This is a genomic window from Burkholderia sp. AU39826 (assembly GCF_020419965.1).
GTDB lineage: Bacteria > Pseudomonadota > Gammaproteobacteria > Burkholderiales > Burkholderiaceae > Burkholderia > Burkholderia semiarida.
The window spans coordinates 78,018-92,684 of record NZ_JAIZQG010000001.1 but is presented as its reverse complement, the minus strand read 5'-3'; the positions used below and the strand labels follow the sequence as shown (position 1 = coordinate 92,684).

14 protein-coding genes and 1 pseudogene are annotated in these 14,667 nt (G+C 67.2%); 10 read left to right on the top strand and 5 right to left on the bottom strand.

All coding sequences use genetic code 11. The features are described from left to right. The first annotated feature begins 74 nt into the window (after nucleotides 1-74). A complete protein-coding gene (locus LGM42_RS00460) occupies nucleotides 75-986 on the top strand; it encodes a LysR family transcriptional regulator (RefSeq protein WP_226231270.1) in 912 nt (303 codons plus the stop codon). 22 nt (nucleotides 987-1,008) lie between these two features. Here LGM42_RS00460 and LGM42_RS00455 read toward each other — a convergent pair whose 3' ends face one another. Further along, nucleotides 1,009-1,662, bottom strand: coding sequence for a TetR/AcrR family transcriptional regulator (locus tag LGM42_RS00455; protein WP_060310710.1), 654 nt, complete (start codon nucleotides 1,660-1,662; stop codon nucleotides 1,009-1,011). Between the two features lie 146 nt (nucleotides 1,663-1,808). On the opposite strand from LGM42_RS00455, the gene LGM42_RS00450 reads away from it, so the two are divergent. Beyond that, nucleotides 1,809-3,101: an NAD(P)/FAD-dependent oxidoreductase gene (locus tag LGM42_RS00450; protein WP_226231269.1), complete on the top strand. Its 1,293-nt coding sequence runs from the start codon at nucleotides 1,809-1,811 to the stop codon at nucleotides 3,099-3,101. Nucleotides 3,102-3,145: 44 nt separating this feature from the next. Further along, on the top strand, nucleotides 3,146-3,535 hold the full coding sequence (locus LGM42_RS00445; protein ID WP_226231268.1) for a DUF3331 domain-containing protein: 390 nt from the start codon (nucleotides 3,146-3,148) through the stop codon (nucleotides 3,533-3,535). 3 nt (nucleotides 3,536-3,538) lie between these two features. Here LGM42_RS00445 and LGM42_RS00440 read toward each other — a convergent pair whose 3' ends face one another. Beyond that, entirely contained in the window at nucleotides 3,539-4,867 is a 1,329-nt protein-coding gene (locus LGM42_RS00440) for a dicarboxylate/amino acid:cation symporter (protein WP_059584840.1), read from the bottom strand. Nucleotides 4,868-5,018: 151 nt separating this feature from the next. Continuing rightward, nucleotides 5,019-6,770 carry a gamma-glutamyltransferase gene (gene ggt / locus LGM42_RS00435; protein ID WP_226231267.1) on the bottom strand — a complete coding sequence of 584 codons (1,752 nt, stop codon included), beginning with the start codon at nucleotides 6,768-6,770 and terminating at the stop codon, nucleotides 5,019-5,021. 373 nt (nucleotides 6,771-7,143) lie between these two features. Between ggt and LGM42_RS00430 the strand changes: the two genes are divergently transcribed. The 5 genes and pseudogenes from LGM42_RS00430 (at nucleotide 7,144) to LGM42_RS00410 (ending at nucleotide 10,982) form a co-directional block, all read left to right on the top strand. Further along, nucleotides 7,144-8,022: a MurR/RpiR family transcriptional regulator gene (locus tag LGM42_RS00430; RefSeq protein ID WP_226231266.1), complete on the top strand. Its 879-nt coding sequence runs from the start codon at nucleotides 7,144-7,146 to the stop codon at nucleotides 8,020-8,022. A 151-nt stretch (nucleotides 8,023-8,173) separates the two neighbouring features. Next, a complete protein-coding gene (locus LGM42_RS00425) occupies nucleotides 8,174-9,118 on the top strand; it encodes a metallophosphoesterase family protein (RefSeq protein WP_226231265.1) in 945 nt (314 codons plus the stop codon). 18 nt (nucleotides 9,119-9,136) lie between these two features. Further along, nucleotides 9,137-9,478: a cupredoxin family copper-binding protein gene (locus LGM42_RS00420; RefSeq protein ID WP_226231264.1), complete on the top strand. Its 342-nt coding sequence runs from the start codon at nucleotides 9,137-9,139 to the stop codon at nucleotides 9,476-9,478. Nucleotides 9,479-9,572: 94 nt separating this feature from the next. After that, nucleotides 9,573-9,731 (top strand): annotated as a pseudogene (locus tag LGM42_RS00415) (transcriptional regulator); the annotation flags it as partial. Between the two features lie 111 nt (nucleotides 9,732-9,842). Then, entirely contained in the window at nucleotides 9,843-10,982 is a 1,140-nt protein-coding gene (locus LGM42_RS00410; protein ID WP_226231263.1) for a patatin-like phospholipase family protein, read from the top strand. A 68-nt stretch (nucleotides 10,983-11,050) separates the two neighbouring features. Here LGM42_RS00410 and LGM42_RS00405 read toward each other — a convergent pair whose 3' ends face one another. Next, a complete protein-coding gene (locus tag LGM42_RS00405) occupies nucleotides 11,051-12,256 on the bottom strand; it encodes an alpha/beta hydrolase (RefSeq protein ID WP_226231262.1) in 1,206 nt (401 codons plus the stop codon). A 348-nt stretch (nucleotides 12,257-12,604) separates the two neighbouring features. On the opposite strand from LGM42_RS00405, the gene LGM42_RS00400 reads away from it, so the two are divergent. Continuing rightward, entirely contained in the window at nucleotides 12,605-12,913 is a 309-nt protein-coding gene (locus tag LGM42_RS00400) for an ArsR/SmtB family transcription factor (RefSeq protein ID WP_099317635.1), read from the top strand. 81 nt (nucleotides 12,914-12,994) lie between these two features. Beyond that, a complete protein-coding gene (locus tag LGM42_RS00395; protein ID WP_226231261.1) occupies nucleotides 12,995-14,056 on the top strand; it encodes an alkene reductase in 1,062 nt (353 codons plus the stop codon). Between the two features lie 18 nt (nucleotides 14,057-14,074). On the opposite strand, the gene LGM42_RS00390 is transcribed toward LGM42_RS00395, so the two are convergent. Then, nucleotides 14,075-14,602, bottom strand: a complete 528-nt coding sequence (locus LGM42_RS00390; protein WP_226231260.1) for a GNAT family N-acetyltransferase — start codon at nucleotides 14,600-14,602, stop codon at nucleotides 14,075-14,077. Between the last annotated feature and the right edge of the window lie 65 nt (nucleotides 14,603-14,667).

Genomic DNA, 14,667 nt, shown 5'->3' with positions numbered 1-14,667 from the left:
AGGACATTCTGGGCAGCTCAGGGTGATAGGTAAAATACGAATTCGATGATCTACTGATACATGGAAGGTATCGCATGATCGATCTGCGCCAGTTCCGGCAATTCATCGCGGTCGCCGAAACGCTCAGCTTCCGGCGCGCGGCCGAGCGACTGCACATGGCTCAGCCGCCGCTCAGCGCGGCGATCCGCAAGCTCGAGGACGAACTGGGCGTCGCATTGCTCGAGCGCGACAACCGCGGCTCGCGGCTCACGCCGGCCGGCGAAGCGTTCCTGCTCGAAGCGCGGCGCGCGCTCGAACAGGCCGAGCGCGCGGTGGCCGTGGCGCGCCGCGCGGGCGCCGGCCTCGGCGGCACGCTGCGGTTGCGCTTCGTCGACAGCACGGTCAACGCGCTGTTGCCGCTGATCCTGCGCGCGTTCCAGGAGCGCCATCCGGACGTCGATTTCCAGCTCGAGGAAGGTACGACCGCCGAGCAGGTGCTTGCGCTGCGTCAGGACCGCACGGACGTCGGCATCGTCGTGCTGCCGGTGGCCGATGCCGGCGACGTGCATGTCGAGCCGCTGCTGCGCGACCGGATGGTGGCCGCGCTGTCCGACGGCCACCGCCTCGCGCGCCGCCGCCGCATCGCGCTGGCCGAGCTGGCGGATGAACCGTGGGTCATGTTTGCCGCGCACCACGGGCCCGGCATGCACGCGCTGATCGTGACGGCGTGCGCGCAGGCGGGCTTCGCGCCGCGCGTGGTCCAGCAGCCGCGCCAGATGCAGACGACAGCCGGGCTCGTCGCGGGCGGCATCGGCGTCGCGCTGATGCCGCGCCTGTTCGTGCCGATGCAGCCGCGAGGCATTACGTTTTGCGAACTGAAGGGCGCGGGCAGCCCGCTCGCGTACGAGCTCGCGATCGCATACCGCGCGCCGTCGCCGCTTGTCGATGCGCTGCGCGAGAGCGCGCGGAACGCGGTGCGCGAGCTGGGGCTGATCGCGGGGACGTGACCGCGCGCATCGCGCGCGGCGCTCAGTCGCCGAGAATGTTCAGCGCGACCGCGAGCACGGCCTGCCTGAATTCGTGCTGCCGCGTGGGCAGCGACGTGAACTCCAGCATCATGTGGCTGTACGACACCGTCGTACCCACGGCGCTCGCGATCATGAAGAACAGCACGTTCGGGTCGACCGGACGAATCGCGCCGGCCTCGACCGCGTCCGCCAGCAGCGGAAACATCGCGTCGTGGTACGGACGCACGAGCCGCTCCCGCAGCCGGTCGAGCCGCGCGCCCTCCTCGGTCGCCGCCGTCGAGAAGAACATGCCGATATCCGGCTCCGCGAATTCGTGATCGACGCACAGCTCGAGCGCGCGCCGCACGCGCTCGCGATGCGGCAGCGGCGACGTGCGCAACGCACGCAGCGCGTCGAACATCGGTTCGGCCAGCTCGACGATCTGCTCGACGACCGCCAGCCACAACGTTTCCTTCGTGCCGAAGTGATGGGCAATCAGCGCCGCGTCGATGCCCAGCTCGCGCGCGACTTCACGCACGCTCGTCGCGTCGTAGCCGCGCTTCGCGAACGTGCGGCGCGCGGCCCGCAATATCACGTCCGGACCGACGGACGCATCCGCCAGCGGCCGTCCGCGCGTCCGCCGCTTCGACGGCGCGCGCTCAGTGACTTCTGCCACGTTTTTCCTGCTCCTTGAACGATTCGAATGCCCATGTCCGGCCCCCGCTTCGACGTGCCGGAATCGGGCGGTCCACCCCGCTCCGTTGACACGCGGAGCCGGGAAGCGCTAGGATCATACCTTATTCATCACGTGATGATTTATCCATGACAACCCCTACACGCATCGTCATCGTCGGCGGCGGGATCGCCGGGCTGCAGCTCGCGACCCGCCTGGGCGAGCGTCTCGGCCGGTCCGGGCGGGCACGGATCACGGTCGTCGATCGCAGCCCGACGCACATCTGGAAGCCGATGCTGCACACGATCGCGGCCGGCACGCGCGACGTCCAGCAGCAACAGGTGATCTTCCTCGCCCATGCGCGCGACCACGGCTATACGTACCAGCCCGGCGAACTGAAGGGGCTCGATCGCGCGCGCCGCCGCGTGCAGCTCGGCGCGATCCGCTCGCGGGACGGCGACGTGGTGATCGGCGCACGCGAACTCGAATACGACGTGCTGATCCTCGCGCTCGGCAGCCAGGCCAACGATTTCGGCGTACCCGGCGTGCGCGAGCACTGCTACTTCATCGACAGCCAGCAGCAAGCCGAGACCTTCAACGAAGCGTTGCGGATGCGCGTGTTCCGCAGCATCGCGCGCGACGAGCCGTTTCGCGTCGCGATCGTCGGCGCGGGCGCGACGGGCGTGGAACTCGCGGCGGAGCTGAGCCGCTTGCTGGAAGTGGCGCAGGCGTACGGTGACGAGACGGTACGCGAGCGGCTGCAGCTCACGCTGCTCGAAAGCGGCCCGCGCATCCTCAACGCGTTTCCGCCGCGGATTTCCGCGTCGGCCCAGCGGCGGCTCGAACAGATCGGCTTTCGCGTGCTGACGTCGACGCGCGTCACGTCGGCCGACGCGAACGGTTTCCACTACGGCGACGGGTCGTTCGCCGAAGCCGACCTGATGGTCTGGGCGGCCGGCGTGAAGGCGCCCGATTTCATGCAGGCGCTGGGCGGGCTCGACACGAACCGCGCGAACCAGATCGTCGTCGGCCCCACGCTGCAGGCGAATGGCGACGACTGCGTGTTCGCGATCGGCGATTGCGGCAGCCTGCTGCCCGACGGCCACGAACGGCCGCTGCCGCCAACCGCGCAGGTCGCGACGCAACAGGCCGAGCACCTCGCGAAGCATCTGCCCGCATGGCTCGACGGCACGCCGATTCCGCCGTTCGCATTCCACGATTTCGGCGCGCTGGTGTCGATCAGCGATTACGACGCATTCGGCACGCTGGGGCAGTTCGGGTTCTTCCGCGGCGGCTTCATCCAGGGGCGCTTCGCGCAGTTCAGCCACCTGATGCTCTACCGGCGGCACCAGCAGGCGCTGCACGGCTTTTCCAAGGCGACCCTGCTGTGGATCGCCGAACGGATCAACGGCTGGGTGCAGCCGCGCATCCGCCTGTCGTGATGCCGCGCGTCGCGGCACCGCGTAACGTTTCGAGGAACAGAGACATGAACAACCGTGCAGCGCCCTGGCTCATGACCGTCGCCGCAATCGGCAGCTTCGACATGCCGTCCGTCTCGTGGGGTGCGCCGCGGCGGCGCAGCGTCACGCGCGACCGGCTGCCGTCGTGGGACGCGACGAGCAAGCCGACCATCGACGTGCTCGAACGGCCCACGGCCGACACCGTGATGATTTCGTGGTGCGACGCGTGCACCGGACACTACGGCTACCAGAAGTGGCGCCTGTTCACGACGCGCAAACGCGGCGTGTGCGCGCTGTCGGGGCGGCCGATCGAGATCGGCGACAGCGTCTATGCGCCGCAACTGCTCGGCTCGACGCCGGGCAACGCCGCCGCGATGGTGCTCGCGGTGTGCATCGACGACGCGCTGGCGGCCTGAGCGTCAGGTCGCCGTGGTCTGACCGGCGCCATAGGCCGGATCGCCGTTCTGCCGTTCGAGTTCGGCATCGAGATGCGCGGCATGCGCGCGTGCTTCGGACTCCGACATCAGCTCGCCCTCCCACTTCGCGACCACCGCGCTCGCGATCGAGTTGCCGACCGCATTGGTGGCCGAGCGGCCCATGTCGAGGAACGTGTCGACCCCGAGAATCAGCAGCAGCCCGGCTTCCGGGATGTTGAACTGATGCAGCGTCGCCGCGATCACGACGAGCGACGCGCGCGGCACGCCGGCCATCCCCTTCGACGTGAGCATCAGCACCAGCAGCATCGTGATCTGCGTGCCGAGCGACAGGTGGATGTTGTACGCCTGCGCGATGAACAGCGACGCGAACGTGCAGTACATCATCGAGCCGTCGAGATTGAACGAATAGCCCATCGGCATCACGAAACTGGAGATCTTGCGCTTCACGCCGAAGCGGTCGAGCGCGTCGAGAATCTTCGGATACGCGGCTTCGGAACTGGCCGTCGCGAACGACAGCATGAACGCTTCCTTGATCAACGCGAGCAGCTTGAACACGCGGCGGCCGAGGAACAGCAGCCCGGCCGCGACGAGTGCGGCCCACAGCAGCACGAGGCTCGCGTAGAAGTCGCCCATGAACACCGCGAACTTCAGCAGGATCGACAGCCCGTTGACCGCGACGGTCGACGCCATCGCGGCCATCACCGCGAGCGGCGCGAGCTTCATCACGTAGCCGGTGATCTTCAGCATCACGTGCGCGAGCTGGTCGATCGCGGCGACGAGAATCTTGCCGCGCTCGCCGAGCGCGGCGAGCGCCACGCCGAAGAACAGCGAGAACACGACGATCTGCAGGATCTCGTTGTTCGCCATCGCCTCGGCGATCGACTTCGGCACCATGTGGCCGACGAAATCCTTCAGCGTGAACTTGGACGTCGCGAGATGCGCGGACGCGCCGATGTCCGGCAGCGGCAGGCCGAGGTTCTCGCCGGGCCGCAACAGGTTCGCCATCAGCAGGCCCAGCAGCAGCGAGACGAGCGACGCGGTGACGAACCAGCCGAACGCTTTCGCGAACACGCGCCCGACCGACGCCGCGTCGCCCATGTGCGCGATGCCGACGACCAGCGTCGAGAACACCAGCGGGCCGATCACCATCTTGATCAGCCGCAGGAACACGTCGGACACGAGCGAGATGTAGCCGGCGATTTCCGCGGCCGACTGCTTGTCCGGAAGCTGCGTGTAGATCAGGTAGCCGATCAGGATGCCGGCTGCCATGGCGAGCAGGATCCAGCCTGCCGCAGACATTCGTTTGTTCATGACGGAGTTCGCCGCATGGCGATGGAGTTGACGGAAGAAAGGTGCGCGCCGCTCAGGCTGGTGGATGTCCGCCGACGGACGCGCTGCCGCCGCACCGGCGTTCGCGGCAACGCGAACGCCGGCGGCAGCGATTCGGGATGAAACGGTCGGGTCAGTAGCCGATCGCCGAGCCGGCCGGACGGCGCGGGTCGTTGTAGCCGTAGATGAAGCCGACACGCACGTTGCCGGACACCGACGAATCGTTCCCGGAACTCTGGCGGCTCGCCGCTTCGGTGCCCGGCAGGCCGACCATGATCAGCTCGGCGGCGCCCCACGGCGTCTGCTCGACCATCTTGTAGCCCATGTTGCGCAGGATCGCGAGCGTGTCGGGCGACAGGCCGTAGGTTTCGTAATAGACCGCGTCGGGCAGCCACTGGTGATGGATGCGCGGCGCGGCGACCGCATCCTGCGGCGTCATCCCGTAGTCGATCACGTTCAGCACGGTCTGCAGCGTGATCGTGATGATGCGCGAGCCGCCCGGCGAGCCGGCCACCATGAACACCTTGCCGTCCTTCTTCACGATGGTCGGCGCCATCGACGACAGCGGGCGCTTGCCCGGCGCGATCGAGTTGCGCGTGCCCTGCACGAGGCCGAACAGGTTCTGCGCGCCGACCTTCACGGTGAAGTCGTCCATCTCGTCGTTCAGGAAGAAACCCGTGCCGGGCGCGATGACCACGGCGCCGAATCGGCCGTTGACCGTATAGGTCGTCGACACCGCATTGCCGTCATGGTCAACGATCGAGTAATGCGTCGTTTCCGGCTTCTCGTGCACGCCGACACCGGGCTGCACGTCGACCGACGGCGTGGCCGTGTCGGCATGGATGCTCTTGCGGATCTGTGCCGCGTATTCCTTGCTCGTCAGCTTCGCGATCGGGTTGTCGATGAAGTCCGGATCGCCGAGCAGCGTGTTGCGGTCTTCGTACGCGTGGCGCATCGCTTCGGTCATGTAGTGGACTGCGGCGGCCGAGTGGTAGCCAAGCTTGCGCAGGTCATACCCTTCGAGGATGTTCAGCGTCTCGCACATCGTCACGCCGCCCGAACTCGGCGGCGGCGCCGACACGAACTCGTAGCCGCGATACGTGCACGTCAGCGGCGCCATGTCCTGCGCGCGATAGGACGCGAAATCGGCCGCCGTAATCACGCCGCCGCCGCGCTTCGCCGCCGCCTCGACGATCTTCGGGATCTCGCCGTGATAGAACGCGTCGGGCCCCTGCTCCGCGATGCGCTCGAGCGTGCGCGCCAGATCCTTCTGCACCAGGCGGTCGCCCGGCTGCAGCGCCGAGCCGTCGGGGCGCAGGAAGATGCGCGCGGCTTCGGGATCCTTTTTGAAGCGCTCGACCGTCGTGTCGAGGATGTCGGTATCGCCGCGCGTCAGCACGAAGCCGTCGCGCGCGAGCCGGATCGCCGGCGCCATCACCTGCCGGCGCGTCAGCTTCCCGTACTTGCGCTGCGCGAGATCGAGGCCCGCCACCGTGCCCGGCACGCCGACCGCGCGATAGCCGTACAGGCTCTGCTCCGGAATGACGTTGCCCGACGCATCGAGATACATGTTCGCGGACGCCGCGGCCGGCGCCGTCTCGCGGAAATTGATGAAGCGGTCGCGACCGTCGGCCAGATGGATCGTCATGAAGCCGCCGCCGCCGATGTTGCCGCAGCACGAATTGGTCACCGCCTGCGCATAGCCGACGGCGACCGCCGCGTCCACCGCGTTGCCGCCTGCCTTCAGGATGTCGACGCCGATCTGCGACGCGAAGTGCTGCGACGACACGACCATGCCGTTCTTCGCTTCGACCGCCGGGTCCGACGCGGCGAACGCGCACACGCTCATCGCCGACAACAGGGTGAGTACTACGAGCCGCCTCATGACGGAATCCTCCAGACGAATAAACCGGGCCATGCGGGAATGCACCGGTGCGCAACTACGTGTCGACGCTGCCAAGCCGACATGTAATAAACGATACATTCCAGTGAGGCCGCGATCATAGCACTCGGTTTTTTGGGCCAAAACCTAGGGTAAGCCCTGAATTTGAAGCGAGAGCACGTCGATAAGGCTGACAATGAATGTTCGATTTATTACACATATGAACGTATTCGTTGAGCAGGGTGATGCGTCCCTCTAATTTCAGGGCGTACGCGGCCTGCGGCACGTCGATCGGCTAACATGCGTGCAGTTGGCGGCAGACGCCCGTCTGCCGTTTGGTCGTTCAGTTCAATTCAGATAGAAAGCCGGAGTACCGATGGGGACGAGCATCAGGGCGTTGTTGTTATCCCAGATGGATAGCTTCACGCCGTCGGAACAGAAGGTCGCGCAGGCGCTGCTGGATCGCTATCCCAGTCTCGGACTGGGCCCGATCGCGCAGTTTGCGAAGCAGGCGGAAGTCAGCGACCCGACCGTGTTCCGCTTCGTCGTCCGGATCGGCTTTCCGAATTACTCGTCGTTCCAGCAGGCGCTGCACGACGAGATCGACACCGCGATGAATTCGCCGCTCGCGCGGATGGATGCGTTCCACTCGGAAACGGGCATGCGCGACAGTCATGCGGCGATCTTCCAGCGGCTGTCCGAATCGCTCGCGGCGACGATCGAAGGGCTCGACGCGGCCGCGTTCGACGCGGCCGTGGCGGTGCTGGCCGATCCGGACGTACGCATTTTCTGCGGCGGCGGGCGGTATACGGCGCCGCTCGCGTCGCTGTTCTCGTTCACGCTCGCCTATGCGCGGCCGCGTGTGCAGTACGTCGAGCCGAACGTGAATCTCGCGTCCGTCGCCCTGGCCGACATGGGGCGCGACGACGTGCTCGTGATCTTCGACTTTCGCCGTTACCAGAAGGACAGCATCCGCTTCGCGCAGGCCGCGCACCGGCTCGGCGCGCGGATCCTGCTGATCACCGACGAATGGCGCTCGCCGATCGCCGCGTTCGCGGAAATCGTGCTGCGGATCCAGGGGCGCCCGTTCGCGATGCTGCAGACCAACGTGCCGGCGCTGGCGCTCACCGAGGCGCTCGTGATCGCCGTGACGAACCGGCTGCCGGAGCTCGCGCGGCAGCGGATGGAAAAGATCGAGCGGCTCAATGCCGGCGGGATCGAGTGGGATACCAACCAGCGGGATTTGCCCGAATGACGATCGTTCGCGTGGCGGGCGCGGGCGCCGGCTTTCGACCTCGCAACGGCCGGGAATAAATCCGCCGCTTCGCCGGTATCGCATGCGAAGGCGCCGGCTTATTCCTGGACGATCCGGCCGTCCGGTTTCGTCACACGAATGCGAGGCTTCCATGTCTTCATCGCCCCCCACCCGCCCATCGCGTCGCAAGGCCCTGCAATGCATGGCCTTCGGCGGCCTCGGCACACTGTTCACGCTGTCGGGCGGCATCCTCACGCCGTTCGATCTCGCCCTCGCGCAGGCCGGCGACGCGCGCCCGGCCGCCGCGGGCCGGCCGCTGTTCGTGCAGATCAGCGATACGCACATCGGCTTCAACAAGGACGCGAATCCTGACGTGTCGGCCACGCTGAAGCAGACGATCGACCTCGTCAACGGGATGCCTGCACTGCCCGCGCTGGCGATCCACACCGGCGACATCACGCATTTGTCCAAGCCCGAGGAATTCGACCACGCGTCGCAGTTGCTGTCCGCGCTGCGCGTGCCGGAACTGCATACGGTGCCCGGCGAACACGACGTCACCGACGGTTCGGGCGCCGAATATTTCGGCCGGTTCGGCAAGGCGTCGGACAACCGCGGCTATTACAGCTTCGATCACGCGGGCGTGCACTTCATTGCACTCGTCAACGTGATGCACTTCAAGCCGAACGGGCTCGGCAGCTTCGGCGACGAGCAGCTCGCGTGGCTCGCACAGGACCTGAAAGGTCGCTCGTCGAGCACGCCGATCGTCGTGTTCTCGCACATGCCGATGTGGACCATCTACGAACCGTGGGGCTGGGGCACCGGCGACGCGCCTCAGACGATGGCGCTGCTGCGCCGCTTCGGCTCGGTCACCGTGCTGAACGGGCATATCCATCAGATCGTGTCGAAGGTCGAGGGCAACGTGACGTTCCATACCGCCCGCTCGACCGCGTTCCCGCAGCCGACGGCCGGCAACGGGCCGGGCCCCGTGCCGCTCACGGTGCCGCACGACCGGCTGCCGTCGATGCTCGGCGTGACGACCGTCGAATTCGCCGGTCATCCGGTTGCGTCGTCGCTGCATGACACGACGCTTGCGTGAAAAAATAAGGAGACCGACATGATCCGCTTCAAGCCATCTCGAATCGTCGCGGTGCTGTTCCTGTGCGGCGCGGCCGCGGGCGCGCCGCTCGCCGCATTCGCGCAGGGCCCGAACGGCCCGCTCGTGACGATCCGCAATTTCATGTTCTCGCCGATGTCGACCACGATCAAGGCCGGCACGACGATCACGTGGAAGAACCTCGACGGGGAGCCGCACACCGTCGTCAACGACGCCGGCATCTTTCATTCGAAGGCGCTCGACCAGGATGAGACGTACGCGTTCCGTTTCGACAAGCCGGGCGTCTACAAGGTGTTCTGCGGGATTCATCCGTACATGAAGGAGACGATCACCGTCGAATGACGCGGCCCGCCACGCAACGCGCGGGCGAACGGCGGGCGGCAGCTGCCTGCAATGACCGTCGCCCCTTTCGCCCGCGACGCACACGGAGCCGCCCATGCCCCGAATCGATCTCGGTACGGTACCCGAACGCCGCGGCAGCGGCTACCCGCGGCCGTCCGATGCGCCGCGCGCGCAGCGCATCCGCCAGCGTCTCGGCGACGCCGGCAGCCTGCGCGATTTCGGCGTCAACCTGATGCGCGTGCCGCCGGGCGGCAGCAAGAAACGCAAGCCGCCATTGCGCAGCGGGCGCCCCCGTGCCGTCGATCGCCTAAACTGAATCGAACTGTTCGGTTCCGATCCACCGTCACACGCAGCGAGGCAAGCCATGACCGTGAGCCAGCCGGCACGAATGGACCTCCCCGGGCAAGTCGTGCTCGTGCTCCAGGGCGGCGGCGCACTGGGCGCGTTCCAGCTGGGTGTATTCCAGGCGATGGACGAAGCCGGGATCCGGCCCGACTGGGTGGTCGGCACGTCGATCGGCGCGATCAACGCGGCGCTGATCGCGGGAAATCCGCCGGAACGGCGCTACGACCAGCTATCGGCATTCTGGCATCGCGTGACGGAGCGGACCCGCTTCGACGTCCCGCCGCTACTGCCCGACTGGGATCGAGCGCTGGCCGAGCTGATGATCATCGGCGGCGGCATTTCGGGATTCTTCCAGCCCAATCCAGCGTCGTGGCTCGGGCCGATGGTGCGGCTCGGCGTCGATCGCGCGTCGTACTACCGGATCGCGCCGCTGCGCGACACGCTGGCGTCGCTGATCGATCCCGACTTGCTGAACGCCGGCCATCCGCGCCTGACCGTCAGCGCGGTCAATGCGTGTACGGGCACGATGCGCTATTTCGATTCGCGCGACACGCGGCTCGGGGTCGAGCACATCATCAGCTCGGGCGCGCTGCCGCCCGCGTTCCCGGCGATACGGATCGACGGCGCGCCGTATTGGGACGGCGGCGTGTATTCGAATACGCCGGTCGAGGTCGTGCTCGACGACAACCCGCGCCGCAGCTCGGTCATCTTCTCCGTCCAGATGTGGAATCCGGCCGGCCCGGAGCCCGAGAGCATCTGGCAGGTGTCGGAACGACAGAAGGACATCCAGTACGCGAGCCGCACCGACAGCCACATCGCGCGTCAGCAGCAGATCCACCGGCGGCGCCACGTGATCCGCGAACTGGTCCGGCACGTGCCGGAAGCCGAACGCGCGTCGCCGGCCGTGCGACGGCTCGCCGCGTGGGGATGCGAAACCACGATACACCTGATCAAGCTCGCCGCGCCGCGGCTCGACGGCGACAATCAGTGGAAGGACATCGATTTCACGCCTGCCGGCATCGCGGCCCGCCGGCAGGCTGGCTACGACGCGGCGAAACGGGCCGTCGCCGCCCGGCCGTGGGACCTGCCGACCGACCCGACGGAAGGCTTGACGGTGTTCGATCCGGACGCCGCGCCGGTTGCGGAAAAAACGGCATGATGCGCAGGAGACACCGCCGCGCGCCGACTGCCCTGCACGGTCAGGCGCGGCCGCGCGGGGAAATGAATTTATCTTGCCGATTCCTGCATTTTTATGATCGATCGATTTTCGTCGGGCGCACGCATGTCCGGCGCGGTACCGGCGACGACCGGGCACGACTGCGGCAGCGCCTGCCCGAACAGCACGGCCAGCCCGCAAGCGGACGTGAACATGCCGAGGCCGTCATGCCCGACGCCCGGCACTTCGACGACCTGCTGCGCGAGATCGTCCGGATGCCGCTTCTTCAGGTAATCGAAATACGCGAGCCCGCGCGCGAGCCGGTACGGCCCCTGCGCCATCGCCGCGCACGAACGGTCGATGAAATGCGTGGTGGGATTCGTGTCGGCCTGCCCAAGCAGGTACACGACATGGCGCGCGACATAGCGCGTTTCGAGATCGCGCACGTCCTGCGATGCAACGTAAGGCGGCGCCGACTTCAACCCGTACTTCCATTCGGTCGCGCGCGGGCAGGCGCCGCCTGCCATGGCCTCGGCATTCGGCCGTTCGTCGTCGAAATACAGGTAGCTCGACGGGTTCGCGACCACGTAGCGCACGGCAATGCCGGTACGCGCGAGCGCGTCGCCTTCGCGCCCGGCCACTGCATAACGCTGCAGCAACTGTGCACCGGCCGAGTGGCCGATCACGACGACCGTCGACAACGACGGGTACCGGCCGCGGTCGGCGAAATGCGCGAGCAGCGCGTCGAGCGCCGCGAACGAGCTGATCGGGCCCGGCTGGCGGGCCGGTTCACCGCCCTTCCATCCTTCCTGCGTCCATGCGAGCGTCGGCGCGGGCAACGAAAACGCGCGCACGTCGGCGCGTGTCAGGAACTGCGGCGCGACGACCATCGTGCCCGTACCGGCCGCACCGGCCTTCTCGACGACCTCGCGCCCCGATGCGTAGTACGCGTCGGCATTACGCAGCGTGCCGTGAATCACGATGAACACGCGCGTGACGTCTGGCGCGGCCTGGTCGAGCGGATGATCGGCGTAGACGGGCAACACCGCACGGCCCTGCGGCGTGTCGACGGTTATGCGCTGGTCGGCGACTGCCTTGACCGGCGCTTCGAGACGTTCGCGCTGTGTGGGCGTAATGGCTTCCGCCGGCCGCGCGCCGACCAGCATGCCGACGGCGGCACAGGCCAGCGCGAGCGGAACGGCATATGACAGGGCTCGAGCGGCCGGCAGCATGCGCGAGAGTCGGATGCGGGAAAAGGCAGCGGAAGTGACGGACATGGCGGCGGCTCGGGTGGCGGATATGACTTGAACGGCGATGGTCGCAGAATCCGTCGCGCGCCGCCGGTCCGTTGCGGAAAACGAATCAGCTCGCCGGTTGCGTATCTCGCTCCGCGCCGACGCGCGCTTCGCCCAATCTCGTACGGCGATAGCGGATTGCAGGCAAGGCGACCTGAAGCCGGCGGCCGTCATCGACGGCGGTTCACATCGCGCTCTATCCGGCCCCGAGATTACAACGCCCTATCAACCCCATTGCCGGCAGTGCTTTCAAACATATCGCAAAAAGACGATATATGATTCGTCCATCGACGATACCCGTTTGCCCGACCGAAAACACCCAGCCTTTCCATGCCGACCGAACTCGACATCGACGCGATCCTGAAAGCGCTCTCGAACCCCGTGCGCCGGGAAATCCTCGTCTGGCTGAAAACGCCCGACGAGCATTTTCCGCAGCAGACGCTGCCGTACGAACACGGCGTCTGCGCGGGCCAGATCGACGCGCGCTGCGGGCTGTCGCAGTCGACCGTCTCGGCGCACCTCGCCACGTTGCAGCGCGCGGGGCTCGTGACGTCGACGCGGATCGGCCAATGGGCGTTCTTCCAGCGCAACGAGGCCGTCATCGACGCATTTCACGACGCCCTGCGCCGCGAACTCTAGCCAACGGCCGAACCGGCCATACGGGGCGCCGTCGCACCTGACTCGACGGCTTCCCCGCCTTTCGTGAAGAGGTTATCTGCCATGCCCACGCTGTTCGATCCCGTTACCCTCGGTGACCTGACCCTGCCGAACCGCATCGTGATGGCGCCGCTCACCCGCGCCCGTGCGGGCACGGCGCGCGTGCCGAACGCGCTGATGGCGCGCTACTACGCCGAGCGCGCATCGGCCGGCCTGATCATCACCGAAGCGACGTCGGTCACGCCGCAAGGCGTCGGCTATGCCGACACGCCCGGCATCTGGTCCGACGAGCAGGTCGAAGGCTGGAAGCAGATCACGCAGGCCGTGCACGCGGCCGGCGGGCGCATCGTGCTGCAACTCTGGCACGTCGGCCGGATTTCCGATCCGATGTTCCTGAACGGCGACCTGCCGGTCGCGCCGAGCGCGATCGCCGCAGGCGGCAACGTGAGCCTGGTGCGTCCGCCGCGTCCATTCGTGACGCCGCGCGCACTCGAACTCGACGAGATTCCGGGCATCGTCGCCGCGTATCGCAAGGGTGCCGAGAACGCGAAGGCAGCCGGCTTCGACGGCGTGGAGATTCACGGCGCGAACGGCTACCTGCTCGACCAGTTCCTGCAGGACAGCACCAATCGCCGCACCGATGCATACGGCGGCCCGATCGAGAATCGCGCGCGCCTGCTGCTCGAAGTGGTCGACGCGGCGATCGACGTGTGGGGCGCCGGCCGGGTCGGCGTGCATCTGGCACCGCGCGGCGACGCGCATACGATGGGCGATTCCGATCCGGCGGCAACCTTCGGTTATGTCGCGCGCGAACTCGGCCGCCGCAAGATCGCGTTCATCTTCACGCGCGAATCGTATTCGGGCGATCATCTGAGCCCGCGCCTGAAGGAAGCGTTCGGCGGCCCGCTGATCGCGAACGAGCAGTTCACGCTCGACACCGCGCAGGCCGCGCTCGCGAGCGGCAGCGCCGACGCGATCGCCTGGGGCAAGCTGTTCATCGCGAACCCGGACCTGCCGCGCCGCCTCGAAATCGGCGCGCCGCTCAACAAGCCGGTGCCGGAGACGTTCTACGCGGAAGGCGAAACGGGCTACACCGACTACCCGGCGCTGAGCGACGCTGCCTGACGGCACAACGGCGCGGGTTCAGATGCGCACGTCCGCGCGCATGAACACGCGCCGTGTTTCGTCGAGACCGAGCGCGACGTGGTGCGCGCGTATCGCGCGCAGCGCGTTGTCGAGTGCTGTATCGTCGATGATCCGGAAACCGAGGCGCGCGTAGTACGGCGCATTCCACGGCGCGTCGCGGAACGTCGACAGCACGATCTCCGTGATCCCTTCCCGCGCCGCGCGCGCCGTCACCTGTTCGATCAGGCGCGCGCCGATCCGCTGTCCGGCATGCGACGGCGCGACATCCAGTTCCTCCAGATACAACCGCTGCGCATCGAGCAGCCGGTAGAACGCGAAGCCCACGCACGTGCCTTGCGAATCGACCGCGACATACGCACGGCCGTCGTCGATCCGCACGAGCACGGCGGCCGCATCGGTCGGTTCGCCGTCGGCGATGTCGGCCATGCCGATCGCGCGAAACCGTTGCGCGGCGGCGACTTCCACGGCGGCCATCGCGGCCGCGTCTTCCCGCGTGGCGGGACGAATCAGGATCGATGCAGGCATCACGGCGATTCAGGCAGGCAGTCTGGAACGGCCGTCACTATAATCGAAACTTCATACGTATCGTT

Coding starts and splice junctions, on each gene's coding strand:
- LGM42_RS00390 (WP_226231260.1), bottom strand. CDS start 14,602: ATGCCTGCATCGATCCTGATTCGTCCCGCCACGCGGGAAGACGCGGCC.
- LGM42_RS00450 (WP_226231269.1), top strand. CDS start 1,809: ATGACAACCCCTACACGCATCGTCATCGTCGGCGGCGGGATCGCCGGG.
- LGM42_RS00405 (WP_226231262.1), bottom strand. CDS start 12,256: ATGTCCGTCACTTCCGCTGCCTTTTCCCGCATCCGACTCTCGCGCATG.
- LGM42_RS00400 (WP_099317635.1), top strand. CDS start 12,605: ATGCCGACCGAACTCGACATCGACGCGATCCTGAAAGCGCTCTCGAAC.
- LGM42_RS00460 (WP_226231270.1), top strand. CDS start 75: ATGATCGATCTGCGCCAGTTCCGGCAATTCATCGCGGTCGCCGAAACG.
- LGM42_RS00410 (WP_226231263.1), top strand. CDS start 9,843: ATGACCGTGAGCCAGCCGGCACGAATGGACCTCCCCGGGCAAGTCGTG.
- LGM42_RS00420 (WP_226231264.1), top strand. CDS start 9,137: ATGATCCGCTTCAAGCCATCTCGAATCGTCGCGGTGCTGTTCCTGTGC.
- LGM42_RS00425 (WP_226231265.1), top strand. CDS start 8,174: ATGTCTTCATCGCCCCCCACCCGCCCATCGCGTCGCAAGGCCCTGCAA.
- LGM42_RS00430 (WP_226231266.1), top strand. CDS start 7,144: ATGGGGACGAGCATCAGGGCGTTGTTGTTATCCCAGATGGATAGCTTC.
- LGM42_RS00440 (WP_059584840.1), bottom strand. CDS start 4,867: ATGAACAAACGAATGTCTGCGGCAGGCTGGATCCTGCTCGCCATGGCA.
- LGM42_RS00395 (WP_226231261.1), top strand. CDS start 12,995: ATGCCCACGCTGTTCGATCCCGTTACCCTCGGTGACCTGACCCTGCCG.
- ggt (WP_226231267.1), bottom strand. CDS start 6,770: ATGAGGCGGCTCGTAGTACTCACCCTGTTGTCGGCGATGAGCGTGTGC.
- LGM42_RS00445 (WP_226231268.1), top strand. CDS start 3,146: ATGAACAACCGTGCAGCGCCCTGGCTCATGACCGTCGCCGCAATCGGC.